The following is a 15,738-nucleotide window of genomic DNA, read 5'->3' on the forward strand; positions in this document are numbered from 1 at the left end:
TCCTTATGTCTGAACAAACCCGCTGGTTAAACGATGATGAACAGGAGCTATGGCGCCTATTATTGGCCGCGACCCGCAAGATAGATAGGGGCATGGACGAGACGCTCAAGGCGGGCGGGGAAATCTCCGTCTCCGAATTCGCGGTCCTGGTATCCCTCTCGGAAGCCCCAGATCAGCACCTGCGTTTGCGCGACCTGTGCACGGAGCTCGCCTGGGATCGCTCGCGCGCCTCCCACCAGGTCACTCGCATGGAAAAGCGTGGGCTCTTGGTTAAAGAAAAGACCACCGATGATGGCCGCGGGGTCAACGTGCACATTACGGAGGCCGGGCTCCACCACCTCGAGCGCGCGGCCCCCGAGCACGTGGAATCCGTCCGCCGCTTGGTCTTCGACCACCTCCACGAGGAGGACGTTCCCGCACTCAAGCGCTTTTTCCATGGGGTATTGCAGGTCAATAATATCCCCGGCTATTCGGGATTCGTCCCGGATTCTTTATTGAATGGAGGAAAATAACACCGCCATGATGGGACAAGAACTTTTCGAGCACCCGAAAAAGCAGCATAAAACATATGGCTTAACGGCTTTGGGCGAGCTGGGCCAGCGCATTGGTGATCCGGAAGCTTTTGCTGAGGACCGTGCCGATGCCGATCAGATTGCCGCGATGGAGGAAGCCTTGGAAGCCTACCCCGAGTCCGCGTTGACCTTTGATGAGGATGCCGATGCCTGGATCGTGGGCGCGGAAGAGGATATCGAGAAAATGTTCACAGACCGCGAGGCATTCCTCGAGGCTTTATTAAATGATGAAGATCCGGGGATCTAATGTCACCACGGAGACCATAAACTGTTAAGATACTTTTAGTTAATCTTCGGTGAAGCGAGAGGTTTTATCATTATGAACGAGCGCGAGGCTCAAGAACAACGCGAGGCGGCGGCCCGCCAGCAATCCGAGGGCTGGGTTTCCGTTTTTGTCCAGTGGATTCCCTGCATGCTGCTGTCCGTAGTGCTGCTCGGCGCCATGTTCTTTGGCATGTACTACATCGAGCACGGCACCTTGGATATCACCCAGCCGATCACCAACGAATTCATCGTTGAGTAATTCTGCGCAATAGAAAAATCCGGCCTCCCTTTGAAAGTGGGAGGCCGGATTTATTTTTATTTCTTGAGCACCTGGCGCCAAGTCATCTTCTTGCCGTTATTCAAGATGGCGCGGCGGTAGATGCGCGCGACAACGATGAGAATGAGCGCGGTAACTACAGCGAGGACCGCATAGCTTCCCGCCAAGCCCAGCCAGCTCATATTGCCGCCAGCAACTTGGAGGGGAGCGACCAACATAGAGACCGGCGGCACCCAGCCCATGACCTGCATCCAAGTGGCATCCAAGTTGGTCCAGCCAAACATGGGGACATACATGGTGGCAAAGACGATGAGCAGGATGGGCATCTGCGTCGATTGCAGATCCTCGGTGCGCTGCACCATGGAGCCGGCTGCGGCATAGAGGCTGCCGAAGAATAAGAGACCGAGGATTTCCCCGACGAGCAGGGCAGCGATTAGACCATAGTCGAGCTGGATTTCGCTTGCTGCTCCAGTAAATGCCAGGGAAGCCACGCCGCCGGCCAAGATGAGGAAGGTGCCGAGCAGCCCGATAATGGTATTGCCAATGACCTTGCCTGCCAAGAAATCCACCGGGCGCACCGTGGAAAGGATGATTTCGACCACGCGCGAAGACTTCTCTTCTGTAACGCGGCCACCGATGAGCCCTGCGAAGGTCATGATGGAAAAGACCACCACGATGGCGGCGATAAGGACGATGGCAACATTGCCCATCTGTTCTTCGGAGGCCTCATCTGTTTCCAGATCTACCGCGGTCACCTTGGTCGATGGGGTGGCGGCGGCCAGGTCTTGGGCATCAATATTCAGCGTATCTAGTGCCTCTGCCTGCGCCTGCGCCGCAACCACTTGATTGACCGTGGTGGAGATCGCGGTGGAGGCAGTGCCGTTGGCTAAAAGCTCCCACCCCTCGTCGTCGGCGGGCACGAGGGCGGCGTCGACGTCGCCGTCATCGATAAGCTGCACCGCGCTATCCCGGTCATCTGCGGCCTGCGTCTCCAGCCCGGAATCAGCGAATGCGTCTGCCTCCATGCCCACCACGGCGACGGAATCTGGCTCATCGTCACCACCGGAGAGCAAGTCAATGATAATGGGGGTGGCGATGGCACCAATGATGAGCAGCAGCATCATGATGACAACGGATTTGGTCTTGAGGGCAACCGCCATTTCGCGCTTGGCGACGGTCCCTATGGTCTTCATTGCCGAATACTGCATGGGCTAGGCCTCCTCGGTGGTGGTGCTGGTGACGACGTCTTGGAAAAGCTCGGTAAGGTCAGGGACCTTGAGGCCGAAGGAGTGGACGGGGCCAGCGGCCATGGCAGCGCGCAAGATGGCTTGGTCATCGGTGCCATCATCGGCCTCGAGCACCACGCCCTGGTCAGTTGCCTCAACCAAGTGAGTGCCCTCCGGGTACCACCCGCGTGCAGGGGTTTCCACCGCATAGCGCGAAGCTCCCTGGGTACGCAGCTCATCTACCGTGCCCTCTGCTACCATGCGGCCTTGCGTGACGATGCCCACGTGGTCGCACAAGCGCTGCACCAAGTCCAGTTGGTGGGAAGAAAAGATAACCGGCACCCCGCGGGCGGCGCGCTCGCGCAGCATGTCAGACATGACATTGACCGCAACGGGGTCCAAGCCGGAAAAGGGCTCATCCAGAATCAACATATCGGGGTCATGGATGAGGGAGGCGGCTAGCTGCACTCGCTGCTGGTTGCCCAAGGACAAGTCATCGAGCTTGTCGTCCTGGCGCTCTCCCAGCCCTAGCTGTTCCAGCAGCTCCGAGCCGGATTTCTGGGCGGCCTGCTTGTTCATGCCGTGCAGGGTGCCCAGGAACGTCAGCTGGCTAAGCAGCGGTTCCTTGCCGTAGAGCCCGCGCTCTTCTGGCATATAGCCAATGCGGCGGCGGTTATCGTCATTAATGGGGGAGCCATCGAAATAAACTTCGCCGGAGTCTTTCGCGAGCACGCCCAGTGCGATGCGCATGGTGGTGGACTTGCCCGCCCCATTGGAACCGACGAAGCCGAAGATTTCGCCCTCCTGCACGCTAAAGGTCATATCCCGCAGCGCGCGGACGCTGCCGAAAGATTTATTGAGATGGTCGATTTCTAAGGTGGGCAAGGGGTATCCTCCATGGCGCGCCTATACTGCATAACTTTCGTGGTTCTAGATACCTTAGTATTTCATAAACCTAACAGTTTGGCTATGGAATCCATTGAAAGCCAGGTTGCATGGGTCAAGCCCCCACCGAGTAGGTAGGAATAGAAAGTGCTCTCCACGTGCTGTAGCGTTTAAAACAAGCAGGAAGGAGGTGCACAATGAAGCAATACACTGCTCATCAAATCGCAGAATGGCTCGTAGCTTGGGCTGAAGAAACCGAAGAAGCCGAGCTCACACCGCTGAAAATTCAAAAGCTTCTTTACTACGCAAAGGGCCTTTACATGCGAGCCTCCGGAGGGGTGCCGCTCTTCAATGAACGGATGGAAGCATGGGCCCACGGACCTGTCGTTGTAGACATCTACCGCGAACTTAAAGAGTACGGTAAGAGCCCGATCGACCCCGATACTTTTATTTCTGATGACTTCAATTGGGATGATTATCGGCCTGTAGAAGATACCCTGATTGACTATGGAATAAGTATGGCCCCTATTCGGCGTGGGCTTTACGTAATAAAACCCACACGGAGTCACCTTGGAAGAAAAACTTCGTTGAAGAAAAACGGGGGCTTGAGATTTCTGATGCCGACCTCAAAGAATACTTCAACTAGGTATGGCAAAGAAGAGTAAGAGACGTGGCACGCGCCCGGTTTCGAAGAATCACAGTGGTGCAGATACAGGCGTCTTGAGCGCCATACGAGCGGCATCGAACGAATACCCGCTCCTGTCCACTAGGTTTCTGCAGAGCGGATGGGGATTCGGGCAAATGACCGATAGGATGCGCCGCGAGTTCCTCGACAAATGGCACAAACGCTCACTAATTTCTTGGAGAGATCTCGTTAATCACCACAGGCACGGGCTCGGCTCGGAATTTATCCCAAAAACGAAATCAAAGCTCAAATCCCTAGGCAGTTCCAAGAGCTAACCAAATTCCGCGTGTTCCGGCACCAAGAGAACCTTCCATTCGTTGGCTGGAAAGACGGTGGAATTTTCTACGTTCTATGGATAGAGACTAAGTATGGGGATCTTTACTCACATTAAAGCGGGGCCCGCGACACCTGCCACGCGCTGGCCCTAGCCCCGTCTCACAATTTTCGCTCGGCGTTTGTGTCCGTGATTCGCAGGCTTATTTTTTCCATACTTTCTTGTAGGTGGCACAGCCAAGTACAACCACCGCCATACCGGTGAGAATGGTGCTGGAGGTAGTGAACCCGTTGATGACGTTGATGATCAAAGATATGGCTAGTAGGGCCAGGGCGATGAAGTAGAGAGTTCGTGTGGTCATGGGTTTATCCTTCCGTTTAGAATTGGAGGGGTAGCCCGGAGGTTCAGGATGGTAAGGGCTTCCTGAACCTCCGGTGGCTACTTAATCCGCAAACGGGGCGTATATTGAAACCCTCTCGCTGGAAAAAGCGAGAGGGCTAAAAATTTTGTGTCCCCGACAGGGATCGAACCTGCGACCTTCGGTACCGGAAACCGATGCTCTAATCCGCTGAGCTACGGAGACATCGCTGGGAAAATTCCCAACGATGTGATTCTAGCGCATCGGCCGCCGCGGAACTAAATCAGGCCCGGTGCGTCAGCGGTGGTTACCTCACCGGTGCGTAGATAGTGCACGCCAATCTCATCGACGGCCTTATTACCCAGCGCAAAGTGTCCGTGGCCGGGACCGTGGACGGTGATGACCCGCGATTGCATGGGCTGGGAGAGGGCCTCATGGTACTGGTACGGGGTCTGCGGATCGCCCGTGCCTTGGATTTGCAGGGGCTTGGTGGCAAGGTGCGAGCCATCGAGTGGTGCCCCGCCGGTAACGGGTCCGCGGCCGCCACACCCGGCGCCAGATCCATACATGGAATTAACCAAGGAGAAAATATCGCCGGTGACGAAGTTGGACCACAGGTAGGTGGGGAAGAGCCACGGGTTACCGGCGACGGTGTTCTCGTTGCAGACGATGAGGTTTTGCATATTCATCATCTGGATTGTTTGCTGTTGCACCGCGCGGGCAAGCTCCGGATCATCGACGACTTCGAGGGGCTTGCTGCCGTTTAAGTACTTGGCAAACTCATCCCAGTGCGCGGGCATGGGAACTACCTCGCGGGTCTTGCCTAAGGTGATTGAGGCCCTCTGATCTGCTTGTGGGTTAAGAGCCTTGTTGGCGAGGAATTCCGCCTGTACGCGCAGCTCACCCGTGGCGGTCATGATGTCCGCGCCCGGTTGGCCGGCGAACTCGAGCCCTGGGGGAAGGTCACCGATTTTCGCATCCGGTGGCAATACGGTGGGGCGGGCACCGGCTTCCATGGCGACTTTCTGCGACCACTTTTCATAGACCTGGAGTGGGGTAGTGCCCAAATGATAGGTGGCGTCATTATCCGCGATGAACTGGAACAGATCGTGCAGCGCATTCTCATATCCCTGTTGCTGTGAGGCGAAGATGCCGTTCCATGCCAGCTGCGGGCTCATGCCGGAATCAAGCAGCACCTTGCCGGTGTGCTGCGGATACTTGGTGGCATAAGCCGAGCCAAGGTAAGTGCCGTAGGAAACGCCGGCGATGTCAATGACGTCCTCACCCAGCGCTTGGCGCACCATTTCCCAGTCTTGGGCGGTATTGGCGGTGGTCAAAGAGTTGGTATAGCCAGGGGTATTCTGCTCGCAGGCATCGCGGGTGGCCTTGCCGATCTGCGTAGTGGCCTCGATGGGATTGAAGTTCGGGGTGGTAGCGCAGTCCACCGGGGTGGAACCAGGCAGGCCGCGCGGCTGGACGCCGATCAGATCCCACTCGTTGCGAATTTCCTCGGGCCATTCGACGGCATCGTTTCCAGCCCAAGAATAAGCGTCACCGCCTGGGCCGCCTGGGTTGGTAAACAGCGCGCCGCGCCGCGCATCTGGTTGTGCCGCGGGCACGCGAACGAAACCGACGCTAATGGTGCCGGCCGCGGGATTATCGTAGTAGGTAGGCACCTCTATCCGGCCGCACTCGGCGCCATTGAGGTTGACCTGTTCGGGGCAATCCTCCCAAGTGATGTCCGGCTCCGCCGCCGCGGCGGTGGGGGCTGCCACGCCCAGTGCGAGGGCGCTGGCGCACACTACGGTTGAAATTTTTCTAGAAAAAGAAAGCATAAGCTAAAGCTCCGACTTCTATAGCGTTCGTCAGAGTCAGCTTATGCTTTTTTCAGGTTCGTGGCAGTGATTTCCACGCGGCGGGTGCCCTAACTCGGCACCCTAACCACGCTACTTCACAATAATCACAATGAGATCGCGCGGGCCGTGCACGCCCTCGACGCGCGAAAGCTCGATATCGGAGGTCGCGGAAGGACCAGAAATCCACGTTGCGGGCTTGTCGGGGTCCATCCGGGAGATGACCTCGGGGATGCCGTAGACGATTTCGTCGCGGCGGACGATGCAGATGTGGCGGTCCGGTACTAGCGTCAGTGCGCGGCGGCCGCAGCGGGAATCGGACTGCAATACGATGGTGCCGGTCTGTGCGGAAGACACGAGGGACTCGGTGACGACGGCGTCGGCATCGTCAAGCTCGCGCGGGTCCGCGTCCTCGTCGTCCGGACGCGCCTGAAGGCCGTCAAAAAGATCGGCATTCATACCCGGGGCGTAGCGGATGTCGGTGCATTTGCGGTCGGCGACGATGGTATCCAGCGTCTTTTTAAGATCGCTTTCCTCCGTGACGTGTACTTCCGCCTTGTAATCCTCAAGGCGATCGACCAGCATCTCGCGCAGCTCGTCATCGTTTAGCGTGCCTTTGCGCTGATATTCGCGCGGCACATCGACGTGATCTGCAAGCCCAGCCTGCTTCTGTGCCGAGCGAATGCGGTTTAGGATGTCTTGCTTTGCGCTCACTTGGTGGCCTCCTTACGGGCATTAGCCAGCAGCTCTTTGCCTTCTTCGGAGTCGAACCATTGGCGGAAGGATTTCTTCGGTGGAATCGCGGTATCGCGGCCATCGGACCAACCGGACATAAACAGCGGCAGCGATTCGATGGTGCCGTTGAATCCACCCATCACGCGGCCAAGTGCGACGAGGTGGGTGACCTTATCCCACATTTTGGGGTTATCCCAGAGCAGCTGCACCGTCTTGAAGAGCTTCGGCTCGATCGGAGAGGCAGCGTGGGTGACCTTTTGATGGCGGTTTTCCACGATGACATCAGAAAGCGGAATCTTCACCGGGCACACGTCATCGCAGCGCCCGCACAGCGAGCAGGCATACGGCAGGCTTGCCGATGGATCGTTGTGGTCTTTCATGCCGGTAAGCTGCGGCGTCAGCGAGATACCGATGGGGCCCGGGTACACGGAGCCGTAGGCGTGTCCGCCGGCGCGCTCGTACACGGGGCAGACGTTCAGGCAGGCCGAGCAACGGATGCACTTCAGCGCCTGGTGGCCAATAGGCGAGGACAGCGCAGCGGTGCGTCCATTATCCAGCAGAACGATGTGGAAGTTCTGCGGGCCATCGCCCTCCGTCACACCGGACCACATGGAGGTATAGGGGTTCATGCGCTCCGCGGTGGAGGAACGGGGAAGCAGCTGCAGGAAGACTTCCAGGTCCTGGAAGGTAGGCACGAGCTTTTCGATGCCCATGACGGTAATCAGCGTTTCCGGCAGCGTCAGGCACATGCGGCCATTGCCCTCAGATTCCACGACGTTTACGGTACCGGTCTCGGCCACGCCGAAGTTGGCGCCGGAAATGGCGACCTTGGCCTTCATGAACTGCTGGCGCAGGAACTTACGGGATGCCTCGGCCAATTCGGCGGGCTCAGCCTTTAGCGAGTCATCCGTATTGGGCATCTTATTGACAAAGATATCGCGTATCTCCGCGCGGTTGCGGTGGATTGCGGGCACCAAAATGTGCGATGGTTTATCGTCACCAAGCTGGACGATGAGCTCTGCCAAGTCGGTTTCCTGGGCGTGAATTCCGGCTTCTTCGAGGTGCTCGTTTAAGCCGATTTCCTGGGTAGCCATGGATTTCACCTTGACCACATCGGTCTCGCCCGTTTCACGGATGAGCCCTTCAATGATCTTGTTGGCTTCCTTGGCGTCGCGTGCCCAGTGGACGATGCCGCCGCGGTCAGACACGGCCTTTTCAAACTGCTCGAGCAGTTCCGGCATGCGGGCAGCGACGTCCTCTTTGAGGGCAGAACCGGCGTTGCGGAGCTGCTGCCAGTCATCTACTTCCTGCACGGTGTTGGCGCGCTTTTGGCGGATGGTGGTGGTCGCGTGCTGCAGGTTGTGGCGCTGGGTAGCATTATTCAGCCCAACGTGCGCGAGCGGGACGAAGGCCTTGCTACCGCGCAGGTTGCCGTAGCCTTCAGGGGCGCGTGGTGGGGTGGTATCGAGGAAAGAGGTCATTAGAGCATCGTCTCCTTGGAGTAAGCGGCGGAGTCAGGCTGCCACGGGTGTTCCTTCGTGGAGGCCAAAATCTCTGCCATGTGCAGGGCGCGAATGCCGGAGCGCTGGCGGTGCAGGGCGCCGCCGATATTCATCAGGCAGGAGGAGTCACCGGCGGTCACGTACTCGGCCTTGGTGTCTTTAATGTGGCGAGTCTTATCGGAGACCATGGCCTGGGAGACCTCCGGATTCTTCAGTGCGAAGGTGCCGCCGAAGCCGCAGCATTCCTCGCTATTGGCCAGCGGTGCCAAGTCGATGCCCTCGACTTCTTGCAAAAGCTTGTAGGGGCGGTCTTCTAGCTTAAGGAAGCGCAGGCCGTGGCAAGCGGAGTGGTAGGTCACGCGGTGCGGGAAGAAAGCGCCGACGTTGGTCACGCCCTCAATATCGACCAAAAATTCCGTGAGGTCGTAGGTCTTTCCCGCGGTCTTCTGCGCGCCATCCACATCGGCCGAAGTACCGTAGCGGTCGGCGATGCTCTCGTGGCGGTCGCGAACTGCTGCCACGCAGGAACCGGAGGCGGCCACGACGTAGTCAATGGAAGGATCTGCGAAGGCATCCGCATAAGAGCGGATCATCCCCAGAGTTTCCTTCTGGTAGCCGGTGTTGATGTGCATCTGGCCGCAGCAGGTTTGCTCTTCCGGAAGGACCACTTCGTGACCTAACCGGGAAAGGACCAATGCCGTCGCCTTTTGGACGTCCGGGAACAGGGTGTCACCAATGCAAGTAGAAAAAAGCGCAATGCGCATACGGTGCTCCTTATTAGTTTTTTAAGTCATGGAGGTGTAATTAACCCTACACATTCACCAGGTGAATCGTAGGGTGTATCACCTTGTTATCAGCATATATTTTGTAATATATATCGCAATATAGGTTTGCCTAAGAGGTCTATCAAACGGCCAATTTCGGCCCCCGGAAAAGTTAGCCAGTGCTTCTTTTCGCACGTGTCGGGGCAGTGGACTAGACTCTTGCCACATGACTCCAGCTGATTTGGCCACCTTAGTTAAAGAATCCGCCACCGAGGTCATGGCAGAACATGACCTAGACGTGTCCGTATTGCCGGACTCAGTCACGGTAGAGCGCCCCCGCAACCCAGAACACGGTGACTACGCCACCAACCTTGCTTTGCAGGTGGCCAAGAAAGCCGGCGCTAACCCGCGCGAATTTGGCGGCTGGCTAGCGGAAAAATTGGCCGAGCACGATGCGATTGCGGAGGCCGATATTGCCGGCCCTGGCTTTATTAATATCCGACTGGCCGCCGCTGCCCAGGGCGAGATCGTCGCTCAGATTCTGCAGGCGGGCGCGGACTACGGTTCCAATGGTTCCTTTGCGGGCAAGAAGATTAATTTGGAATTCGTATCCGCCAATCCCACCGGCCCGGTTCACCTGGGCAGTACGCGGTGGGCCGCCGTCGGCGATTCGCTGGGCAGGGTGCTCACTGCCTCCGGTGCCGAGGTCACCCGCGAGTACTACTTCAACGATCACGGCGGCCAGATTGACCGCTTCTCGCGCTCCCTTGTTGCCGCAGCGAAGGGCGAGCCCACGCCGGAGGACGGCTACGGCGGAGATTATATCCACGACATCGCAAGCGCGGTGGTGGAAAAGAATCCAAGCGCGCTCGGGGGCGATGCCGCGCAGGTGCAAGAAGCCTTCCGCGCCGATGGCGTGGAGATGATGTTTGCGCAGATTAAGCAATCCCTGCACGAATTTGGAGTGGACTTTGATGTCTACTTCCACGAAAACTCGCTCTTTGAATCTGGCGCAGTAGATAAGGCGCTTGAGACCCTGAAGTCTGAAGGCCACCTTTATGAGGCGGACAACGCGTGGTGGCTAAAGTCCACCGATTATGGTGATTCTAAGGATCGCGTCGTGGTGAAATCAGACGGCAATGCGGCCTATATCGCCGGCGATATCGCCTATGTGGCCGATAAATTCGACCGCGGTCACGATCTCAATATCTACATGTTGGGCGCTGACCACCACGGTTATGTCCCGCGCTTGAAGGCGGCAGCAGCCGCCCTGGGCTATGACGCCGATGGCGTCGAGGTGCTCATTGGCCAGATGGTCAACCTGCTGCGCGATGGCAAGCCGGTGCGCATGTCTAAGCGCGCGGGCACCGTGATCACCATTGAGGATTTGGTCGCCGCCATCGGTGTCGATGCATCGCGGTATTCGCTGGTGCGCTCGTCCGTGGATCAGTCCATCGATATCGACTTGGGCCTGTGGGAGTCGCAGTCCTCGGATAATCCTGTCTACTACGTGCAATACGGCCATGCGCGGCTGTGCTCGATCGGGCGCAAGGCCGCCGAGCTAGGAGTGAGCTCCGAGGGTGCGGACCTCTCCCTGCTGGAGCATGAGCGCGAAGGCGACCTCATCCGCACCCTGGGTGAGTTCCCTGCCGTAGTGGCAGATGCCGCGGAACTGCGCGAGCCGCACCGAGTGGCGCGCTATGCCGAAGAGTTGGCTGGCGTATTCCACCGTTTCTACGACACCTGCCAGGTTCTGCCCAAGGCAGGGGAGGAAGAGCAGCCCATTCACAGCGCACGCCTCGCATTGGCGGAAGCCTCCCGCGTCGTCCTGTCCAATGCATTGACCATGGTTGGCGTGAGCTCACCGGAGAAGATGTAAATGACTGATTTCAATGAGCTTCCCGCCCACGTGTGGCCGCGGAATGCGAGCCGCCAGGAAGATGGCGTCGTCACCGTGGCGGAAGTGCCCTTGCCGGATTTGGCAGAGGAGTTCCAGACTCCGCTGTACGTCTTCGATGAGGACGACTTCCGCTCGCGCTGCCAAGACATGGCCCGCGCCTTCGGTGGACCCGATCACGTGCACTATGCCTCTAAGGCATTCATTTCCAAAAAGGTCGTGCAGTGGGTCAACGAAGAGGGCCTGTGTCTCGATGCCGCCGCGCTCAATGAGCTAAAGATTGCCCTCGCCGCAGAGTTCCCAGCCGCGCGCATTACTGCGCACGGCAATAATAAGGACGAGGAATACCTGCGCCTGTGCGTGGATGCAGGCGTGGGCCACGTGGTCATTGATAATGAGCAGGAGCTCGAAGAGCTCAACCGCATCGCCGGCGAGGCTGGCGTGGTGCAGCCGGTAATGATTCGCGTTAAGCCGGGTGTGGATGCGCATACGCACGAGTTCGTTGCTACCTCGCACGAGGACCAGAAATTCGGTATTTCCCTGGCTACCGGTGCGGCTTTTGCCGCCGCGAAGCGCTGCCTTGAGGTGGAAAACCTCCACTTGAGTGGCTTGCACTGCCACGTGGGTTCTCAGGTTTTCAATGCCGAGGGTTTTAAACTCGCCGCCGAGCGCGTGCTGGAGCTCTACCGCCAAATCCACACCGAGCTGGGCGTTGACCTAGCCGAGCTGGACTTGGGCGGCGGTTTTGGTATTCCGTATATGCCCTATGAGGAAGCGCTGGATATTGACCGCGTGGCAAAGGACATGCTGCGCGCCGTGGACCAGACCGCGGAAGATCTCGATATTAAGGCGCCGTTCCTCCTCGTGGAGCCGGGGCGTTCCTTGGTAGCGGGTTCTGCCGTGACCGTCTACCGCGTGGGCACGGTCAAGGACGTGGAAACCGGCAAGGCCGATTTGCCGGTGCGCCGGTATATCTCCATTGATGGGGGAATGTCCGATAATATTCGTCCCGCGCTCTATGGTTCCGAATACGATGTGCGACTGGTGAACCGCTTTAGCGATGGCGAGATGGTGCCCTCGCGCATCGTGGGCTTCCACTGCGAATCCGGCGATATCCTGCTGGAGGAAGGCGAATTGCCCAATGATATCCAGCCGGGAGATTTGCTCGCTTTCGCGGCTACCGGCGGGTATCAGTACATGATGTCATCCCGGTATAACGGCGCGGTGCGCCCGGCTGTGGTGGCAACGCGCGTGGGAAATACCAAGCCCATGTTGCGGCGCGAAACCATTGAGGATCTTTTGTCCTTGGAAGTGGATTAAGCCCAGTACTACCCCCGTAACGCAGGGACCGCATTCGGCCCGTGCGGCGGGGGTTTTCTGTAGCTGAACGAATATTATCCCCCGCATGTCGCAATATAGACAGCTCGTTCTGTATAGTGACCTGTAGCCGCATACAGCGGGAGACATTTTCCACCACTTAATCGACATGGAGACGGACTATGGATGCTTCAAACAGTCAGCTACAGCTACATTCGCGTACCGGCAAGGGCGAAGGCGAAACCGTTGGCATTGCGCTGCTTGGATTCGGCACCGTGGGCGCGGAAGTTTTCCGCCTCTTAGATGAAAATGCGGATGCCTTTGCTCATCGCATCGGTGGGCCAGCAGAGATCCGTGGCATCGCCATCCAGAATAAGAATAAGCTGCGCCCGGGCGTGCCCAGCGAATTGTTGACCGATGATGCTAAGGCCCTGATCTCCCGCGATGATATTGACTTGGTGGTGGAGGTCATCGGCGGGATCGATTTCCCGCGCGAGCTGGTTTTGACCGCGCTTAATTCCGGCAAGTCCGTGGTGACGGCGAATAAGGCGCTGGTTGCCGCGCACGCTGATGAATTGGCCGAGGCTGCGGAACGCTCCGGGGTTGACCTCTACTTTGAAGCGGCCGTGGCTGCCGCCATTCCGGTTGTGGGCATGCTGCGCCGCTCTTTGGCTGGCGACCAGATCGAGCGCATCTCCGGCATCGTCAATGGCACGACCAACTACATCCTGGACGCCATGGAATCCACCGGTGCTTCCTATGATGAGGCCTTAGCGGAAGCCACCCGCTTGGGCTACGCCGAGGCGGATCCCACCGCGGACGTAGAGGGCCACGATGCCGCATCGAAGGCCGCCATCATGGCCTCCATCGGCTTCCACACCCGCGTGAAGTTCGAGGACGTGCACTGCGAGGGCATTACCGATATCACCGCAGACGATATCGCCGCGGCAAACGATGCCGGCTATTCCATCAAGCTGCTGGCCATTTGTGAGCGCCTGCGCCGCGAGGACGGATCCGAAGTGGTCAACGCGCGTGTGCACCCGACCTTGGTGGCCAAGGAGCACCCGCTGGCTACCGTCAGCGAGTCCTATAACGCCATTTTCGTCGAGGCAGAGGCAGCCGGCTCGCTCATGTTTTACGGCAATGGTGCCGGCGGCAACCCTACCGCTTCGGCAGTGCTTGGCGATGTCGTCGGTGCCGCCCGCAATATCGTCCACGGCGGCCGCGCGCCTGGCGAGAATACCTACGCCAACCTGCCGATTGCGGACTTCGGCGAGGTCGATACCCGCTTCCACATTGATATGGAGGTCCAAGACCGCGCCGGCGTTTTGGAAGCCATTTCCGCGCTTTTCGCACAGCATGGGGTATCCCTGCGCACCGTGCGCCAAGAAGACGGCGAGGACACCGCGCGCCTTATCGTGGTTACCCACGCAGCCAAGGAAGCAACTCTGGAAAACATCGTCTCCGCCTTGGGCGAGCTCGATGAGGTCAAAACCGTTCACTCGGTCATCCGCCTGGGCAGCTAAAACGGTTCGATATATTAGTCACCATGAGCATCGAAGTTGAAGTCGGCACCAAAGCGATAGTCACCGTCCCCGCCTCCACGGCGAATTTGGGGCCGGGATATGACACCCTGGGCATGTCACTGAGCATGTACGACACCGCCGAGGTGGAGGTCATTCCCTCCGGCCTCGAGGTGGAGATTTTTGGCGAGGGGGCAGATGACCTTCCGCGCGATGGATCGCACCTGATGGTCAAGGCCATCCGGTCCGCACTATCTGCTGCCGAAGCTACGGTGCCAGGGCTGCGCGTGGTCTCGCATAATACGATTCCCCAATCGCGCGGTCTGGGTTCTTCGGCGTCTACAGCGGTCGCCGGCGTTGCCGCGGGCAATGCCTTGGCGGGCAGCCCGCTGACCCAAGATCAGCTCGTGCAATTGTCCTCGGCGTTTGAGGGCCACCCGGATAATGCCGCGGCCTCGGTACTGGGCAGCGCCGTGGTCTCGTGGACGACGGTGCCCGTCGATGGCCGCTCCTTGCCGGAATACAAGGCCGCTACCATCAACGTGCATCCCGATATCCGGGCGACCGCGCTGGTGCCGGATTCCCATGCCTCCACCCAGGCGGTGCGCCGCGTCCTGCCCTCGCACGTGACGCATTCCGATGCCGCCTTTAACGTCTCCCGCACCGCAGTCCAGGTAGCCGCATTGCAGAACTACCCAGAGCTTTTGTGGGAAGGCACCCGCGACCGCTTGCACCAGCCGTATCGCGCCGACGTGCTTCCCGTGACCGCGGAGTGGGTGAACCGCCTGCGCAACCGCGGGTACGCCGCCTATCTTTCCGGGGCGGGGCCGACGGTGATGGTGCTGCACACGGAGGACATCGACGAGAGCATTCTTGATGATGCCCGCGAGCAGGGCCTGCGCGTCTTCGATCTCAAGGTCGCGGGCCCGGTCCGCGTGGAAGTTACACAGGCTTAATCTCGATTTGGCACACTTCGGGGCGCTGCATCGGCGTTAAGGCGATGTCCGTGTCCGTACCGCTGGCTTCTTGCAAAAAGCCAGCGTGTATGGCACAGACAAAGGGGCTCGGGGTGGTTCCGGAGGAGACGAACGGGCAGGCATTCAACTCGATTTCGGAAGGATCCGCGCCCTGCGAGGGATCAAAACCCATATCGCGCAGGGTGGCAAAAAGGGTATCGAGCGCGCCGCTCTGGATATCCGCGCCCGTGGCGCGCGCCCACTGCCGCCCCAATTCCCGTGCCTGTGGGGAAGAGAAATCATCGAGCTCTTCCTTGCCCGCGAGCATGGAGGTCAGCACGCTAATGAGGCTGACGTATTCCTCTGCGATGGCACGGTTATCCGGCACGCGGGCCTGGTACACAAGGGAAGGGCGCCCGCGCCCAGAGCTGTGTTCTGGAACGGCGGTAATGGCGCCGACCTGAATGAGCTCATCGATGTGCCCGCGCGCGGTATTGACGTGCATGCCTAAATCTTTTGCTACCTCTGCAGCGCGCGCTCCCCGTGGATAATGCTGCAGCTGCGTGAGTACCTCGCGTTGCTTAGGCGATAGCTTGAGCGCTTCCGGGAAAAGATCGGAGCTGGGGCGGGGGAGCGAATTGGGCATGCGA

16 protein-coding genes and 1 tRNA gene are annotated in these 15,738 nt (G+C 58.8%); 8 read left to right on the top strand and 9 right to left on the bottom strand.

All coding sequences use genetic code 11. From position 1 onward, the window contains the following. The first annotated feature begins 5 nt into the window (after nt 1–5). The 3 genes from HMPREF1287_RS01310 to HMPREF1287_RS01320 all read left to right on the top strand — a co-directional run bounded on the left by HMPREF1287_RS01310 (nt 6) and on the right by HMPREF1287_RS01320 (nt 1,095). On the top strand, nt 6–512 hold the full coding sequence (locus HMPREF1287_RS01310) for a MarR family winged helix-turn-helix transcriptional regulator (RefSeq protein ID WP_005282341.1): 507 nt from the start codon (nt 6–8) through the stop codon (nt 510–512). Next, a complete protein-coding gene (locus HMPREF1287_RS01315; protein WP_023017762.1) occupies nt 499–819 on the top strand; it encodes a hypothetical protein in 321 nt (106 codons plus the stop codon). Before HMPREF1287_RS01310 ends, HMPREF1287_RS01315 begins: the two co-directional genes overlap by 14 nt. Nucleotides 820–891: 72 nt before the next feature. After that, a complete protein-coding gene (locus HMPREF1287_RS01320) occupies nt 892–1,095 on the top strand; it encodes a hypothetical protein (protein WP_023017763.1) in 204 nt (67 codons plus the stop codon). 56 nt (nt 1,096–1,151) lie between these two features. On the opposite strand, the gene HMPREF1287_RS01325 is transcribed toward HMPREF1287_RS01320, so the two are convergent. Together HMPREF1287_RS01325 and HMPREF1287_RS01330 are read right to left on the bottom strand one after the other, a co-directional pair. Next, complete coding sequence (locus HMPREF1287_RS01325) at nt 1,152–2,321, bottom strand: ABC transporter permease (protein ID WP_023017764.1); 1,170 nt, start codon at nt 2,319–2,321, stop codon at nt 1,152–1,154. A 3-nt stretch (nt 2,322–2,324) separates the two neighbouring features. Further along, nucleotides 2,325–3,224, bottom strand: coding sequence for an ABC transporter ATP-binding protein (locus tag HMPREF1287_RS01330; protein ID WP_023017765.1), 900 nt, complete (start codon nt 3,222–3,224; stop codon nt 2,325–2,327). Between the two features lie 197 nt (nt 3,225–3,421). On the opposite strand from HMPREF1287_RS01330, the gene HMPREF1287_RS01335 reads away from it, so the two are divergent. Next, nucleotides 3,422–3,889 (top strand): Panacea domain-containing protein, encoded by a 468-nt coding sequence (locus tag HMPREF1287_RS01335; protein WP_023017766.1) that lies wholly within the window; start codon nt 3,422–3,424, stop codon nt 3,887–3,889. Between the two features lie 496 nt (nt 3,890–4,385). Here HMPREF1287_RS01335 and HMPREF1287_RS12560 read toward each other — a convergent pair whose 3' ends face one another. From HMPREF1287_RS12560 to HMPREF1287_RS01365, 6 genes are all read right to left on the bottom strand, one after another. Beyond that, nucleotides 4,386–4,544, bottom strand: coding sequence for a hypothetical protein (locus tag HMPREF1287_RS12560; RefSeq protein WP_023017767.1), 159 nt, complete (start codon nt 4,542–4,544; stop codon nt 4,386–4,388). 148 nt (nt 4,545–4,692) lie between these two features. Continuing rightward, a tRNA-Arg gene (locus HMPREF1287_RS01345) sits at nt 4,693–4,766 on the bottom strand. A gap of 53 nt (nt 4,767–4,819) precedes the next feature. Then, complete coding sequence (locus HMPREF1287_RS01350) at nt 4,820–6,376, bottom strand: alpha/beta fold hydrolase (RefSeq protein WP_023017768.1); 1,557 nt, start codon at nt 6,374–6,376, stop codon at nt 4,820–4,822. Between the two features lie 111 nt (nt 6,377–6,487). After that, nucleotides 6,488–7,108 (bottom strand): LUD domain-containing protein, encoded by a 621-nt coding sequence (locus HMPREF1287_RS01355; protein ID WP_005282357.1) that lies wholly within the window; start codon nt 7,106–7,108, stop codon nt 6,488–6,490. After that, complete coding sequence (locus HMPREF1287_RS01360; protein WP_005282359.1) at nt 7,105–8,610, bottom strand: lactate utilization protein B; 1,506 nt, start codon at nt 8,608–8,610, stop codon at nt 7,105–7,107. Before HMPREF1287_RS01360 ends, HMPREF1287_RS01355 begins: the two co-directional genes overlap by 4 nt. Continuing rightward, the gene (locus tag HMPREF1287_RS01365; protein ID WP_005280166.1) at nt 8,610–9,395 is read right to left on the bottom strand and encodes a (Fe-S)-binding protein; all 786 of its coding nucleotides are present in this window, start codon (nt 9,393–9,395) and stop codon (nt 8,610–8,612) included. The genes HMPREF1287_RS01360 and HMPREF1287_RS01365 overlap by 1 nt, the downstream gene beginning before the upstream one ends. Before the next feature lie 226 nt (nt 9,396–9,621). Between HMPREF1287_RS01365 and argS the strand changes: the two genes are divergently transcribed. The 4 genes from argS (at nt 9,622) to thrB (ending at nt 15,088) form a co-directional block, all read left to right on the top strand. After that, nucleotides 9,622–11,274 carry an arginine--tRNA ligase gene (gene argS, locus HMPREF1287_RS01370; RefSeq protein ID WP_023017769.1) on the top strand — a complete coding sequence of 551 codons (1,653 nt, stop codon included), beginning with the start codon at nt 9,622–9,624 and terminating at the stop codon, nt 11,272–11,274. Beyond that, complete coding sequence (gene lysA / locus HMPREF1287_RS01375) at nt 11,275–12,612, top strand: diaminopimelate decarboxylase (RefSeq protein WP_023017770.1); 1,338 nt, start codon at nt 11,275–11,277, stop codon at nt 12,610–12,612. Between the two features lie 179 nt (nt 12,613–12,791). Then, the gene (locus HMPREF1287_RS01380) at nt 12,792–14,135 is read left to right on the top strand and encodes a homoserine dehydrogenase (RefSeq protein WP_023017771.1); all 1,344 of its coding nucleotides are present in this window, start codon (nt 12,792–12,794) and stop codon (nt 14,133–14,135) included. A gap of 23 nt (nt 14,136–14,158) precedes the next feature. Continuing rightward, nucleotides 14,159–15,088, top strand: a complete 930-nt coding sequence (thrB, locus tag HMPREF1287_RS01385; RefSeq protein ID WP_005280170.1) for a homoserine kinase — start codon at nt 14,159–14,161, stop codon at nt 15,086–15,088. On the opposite strand, the gene HMPREF1287_RS01390 is transcribed toward thrB, so the two are convergent. After that, nucleotides 15,075–15,734 (bottom strand): metalloregulator ArsR/SmtB family transcription factor, encoded by a 660-nt coding sequence (locus HMPREF1287_RS01390; RefSeq protein WP_005280171.1) that lies wholly within the window; start codon nt 15,732–15,734, stop codon nt 15,075–15,077. The two genes, thrB and HMPREF1287_RS01390, sit on opposite strands and share 14 nt — an antisense overlap. Between the last annotated feature and the right edge of the window lie 4 nt (nt 15,735–15,738).

The sequence above is a fragment of the Corynebacterium sp. KPL1986 genome (genome assembly GCF_000477975.1).
Taxonomy (GTDB): domain Bacteria; phylum Actinomycetota; class Actinomycetes; order Mycobacteriales; family Mycobacteriaceae; genus Corynebacterium; species Corynebacterium accolens.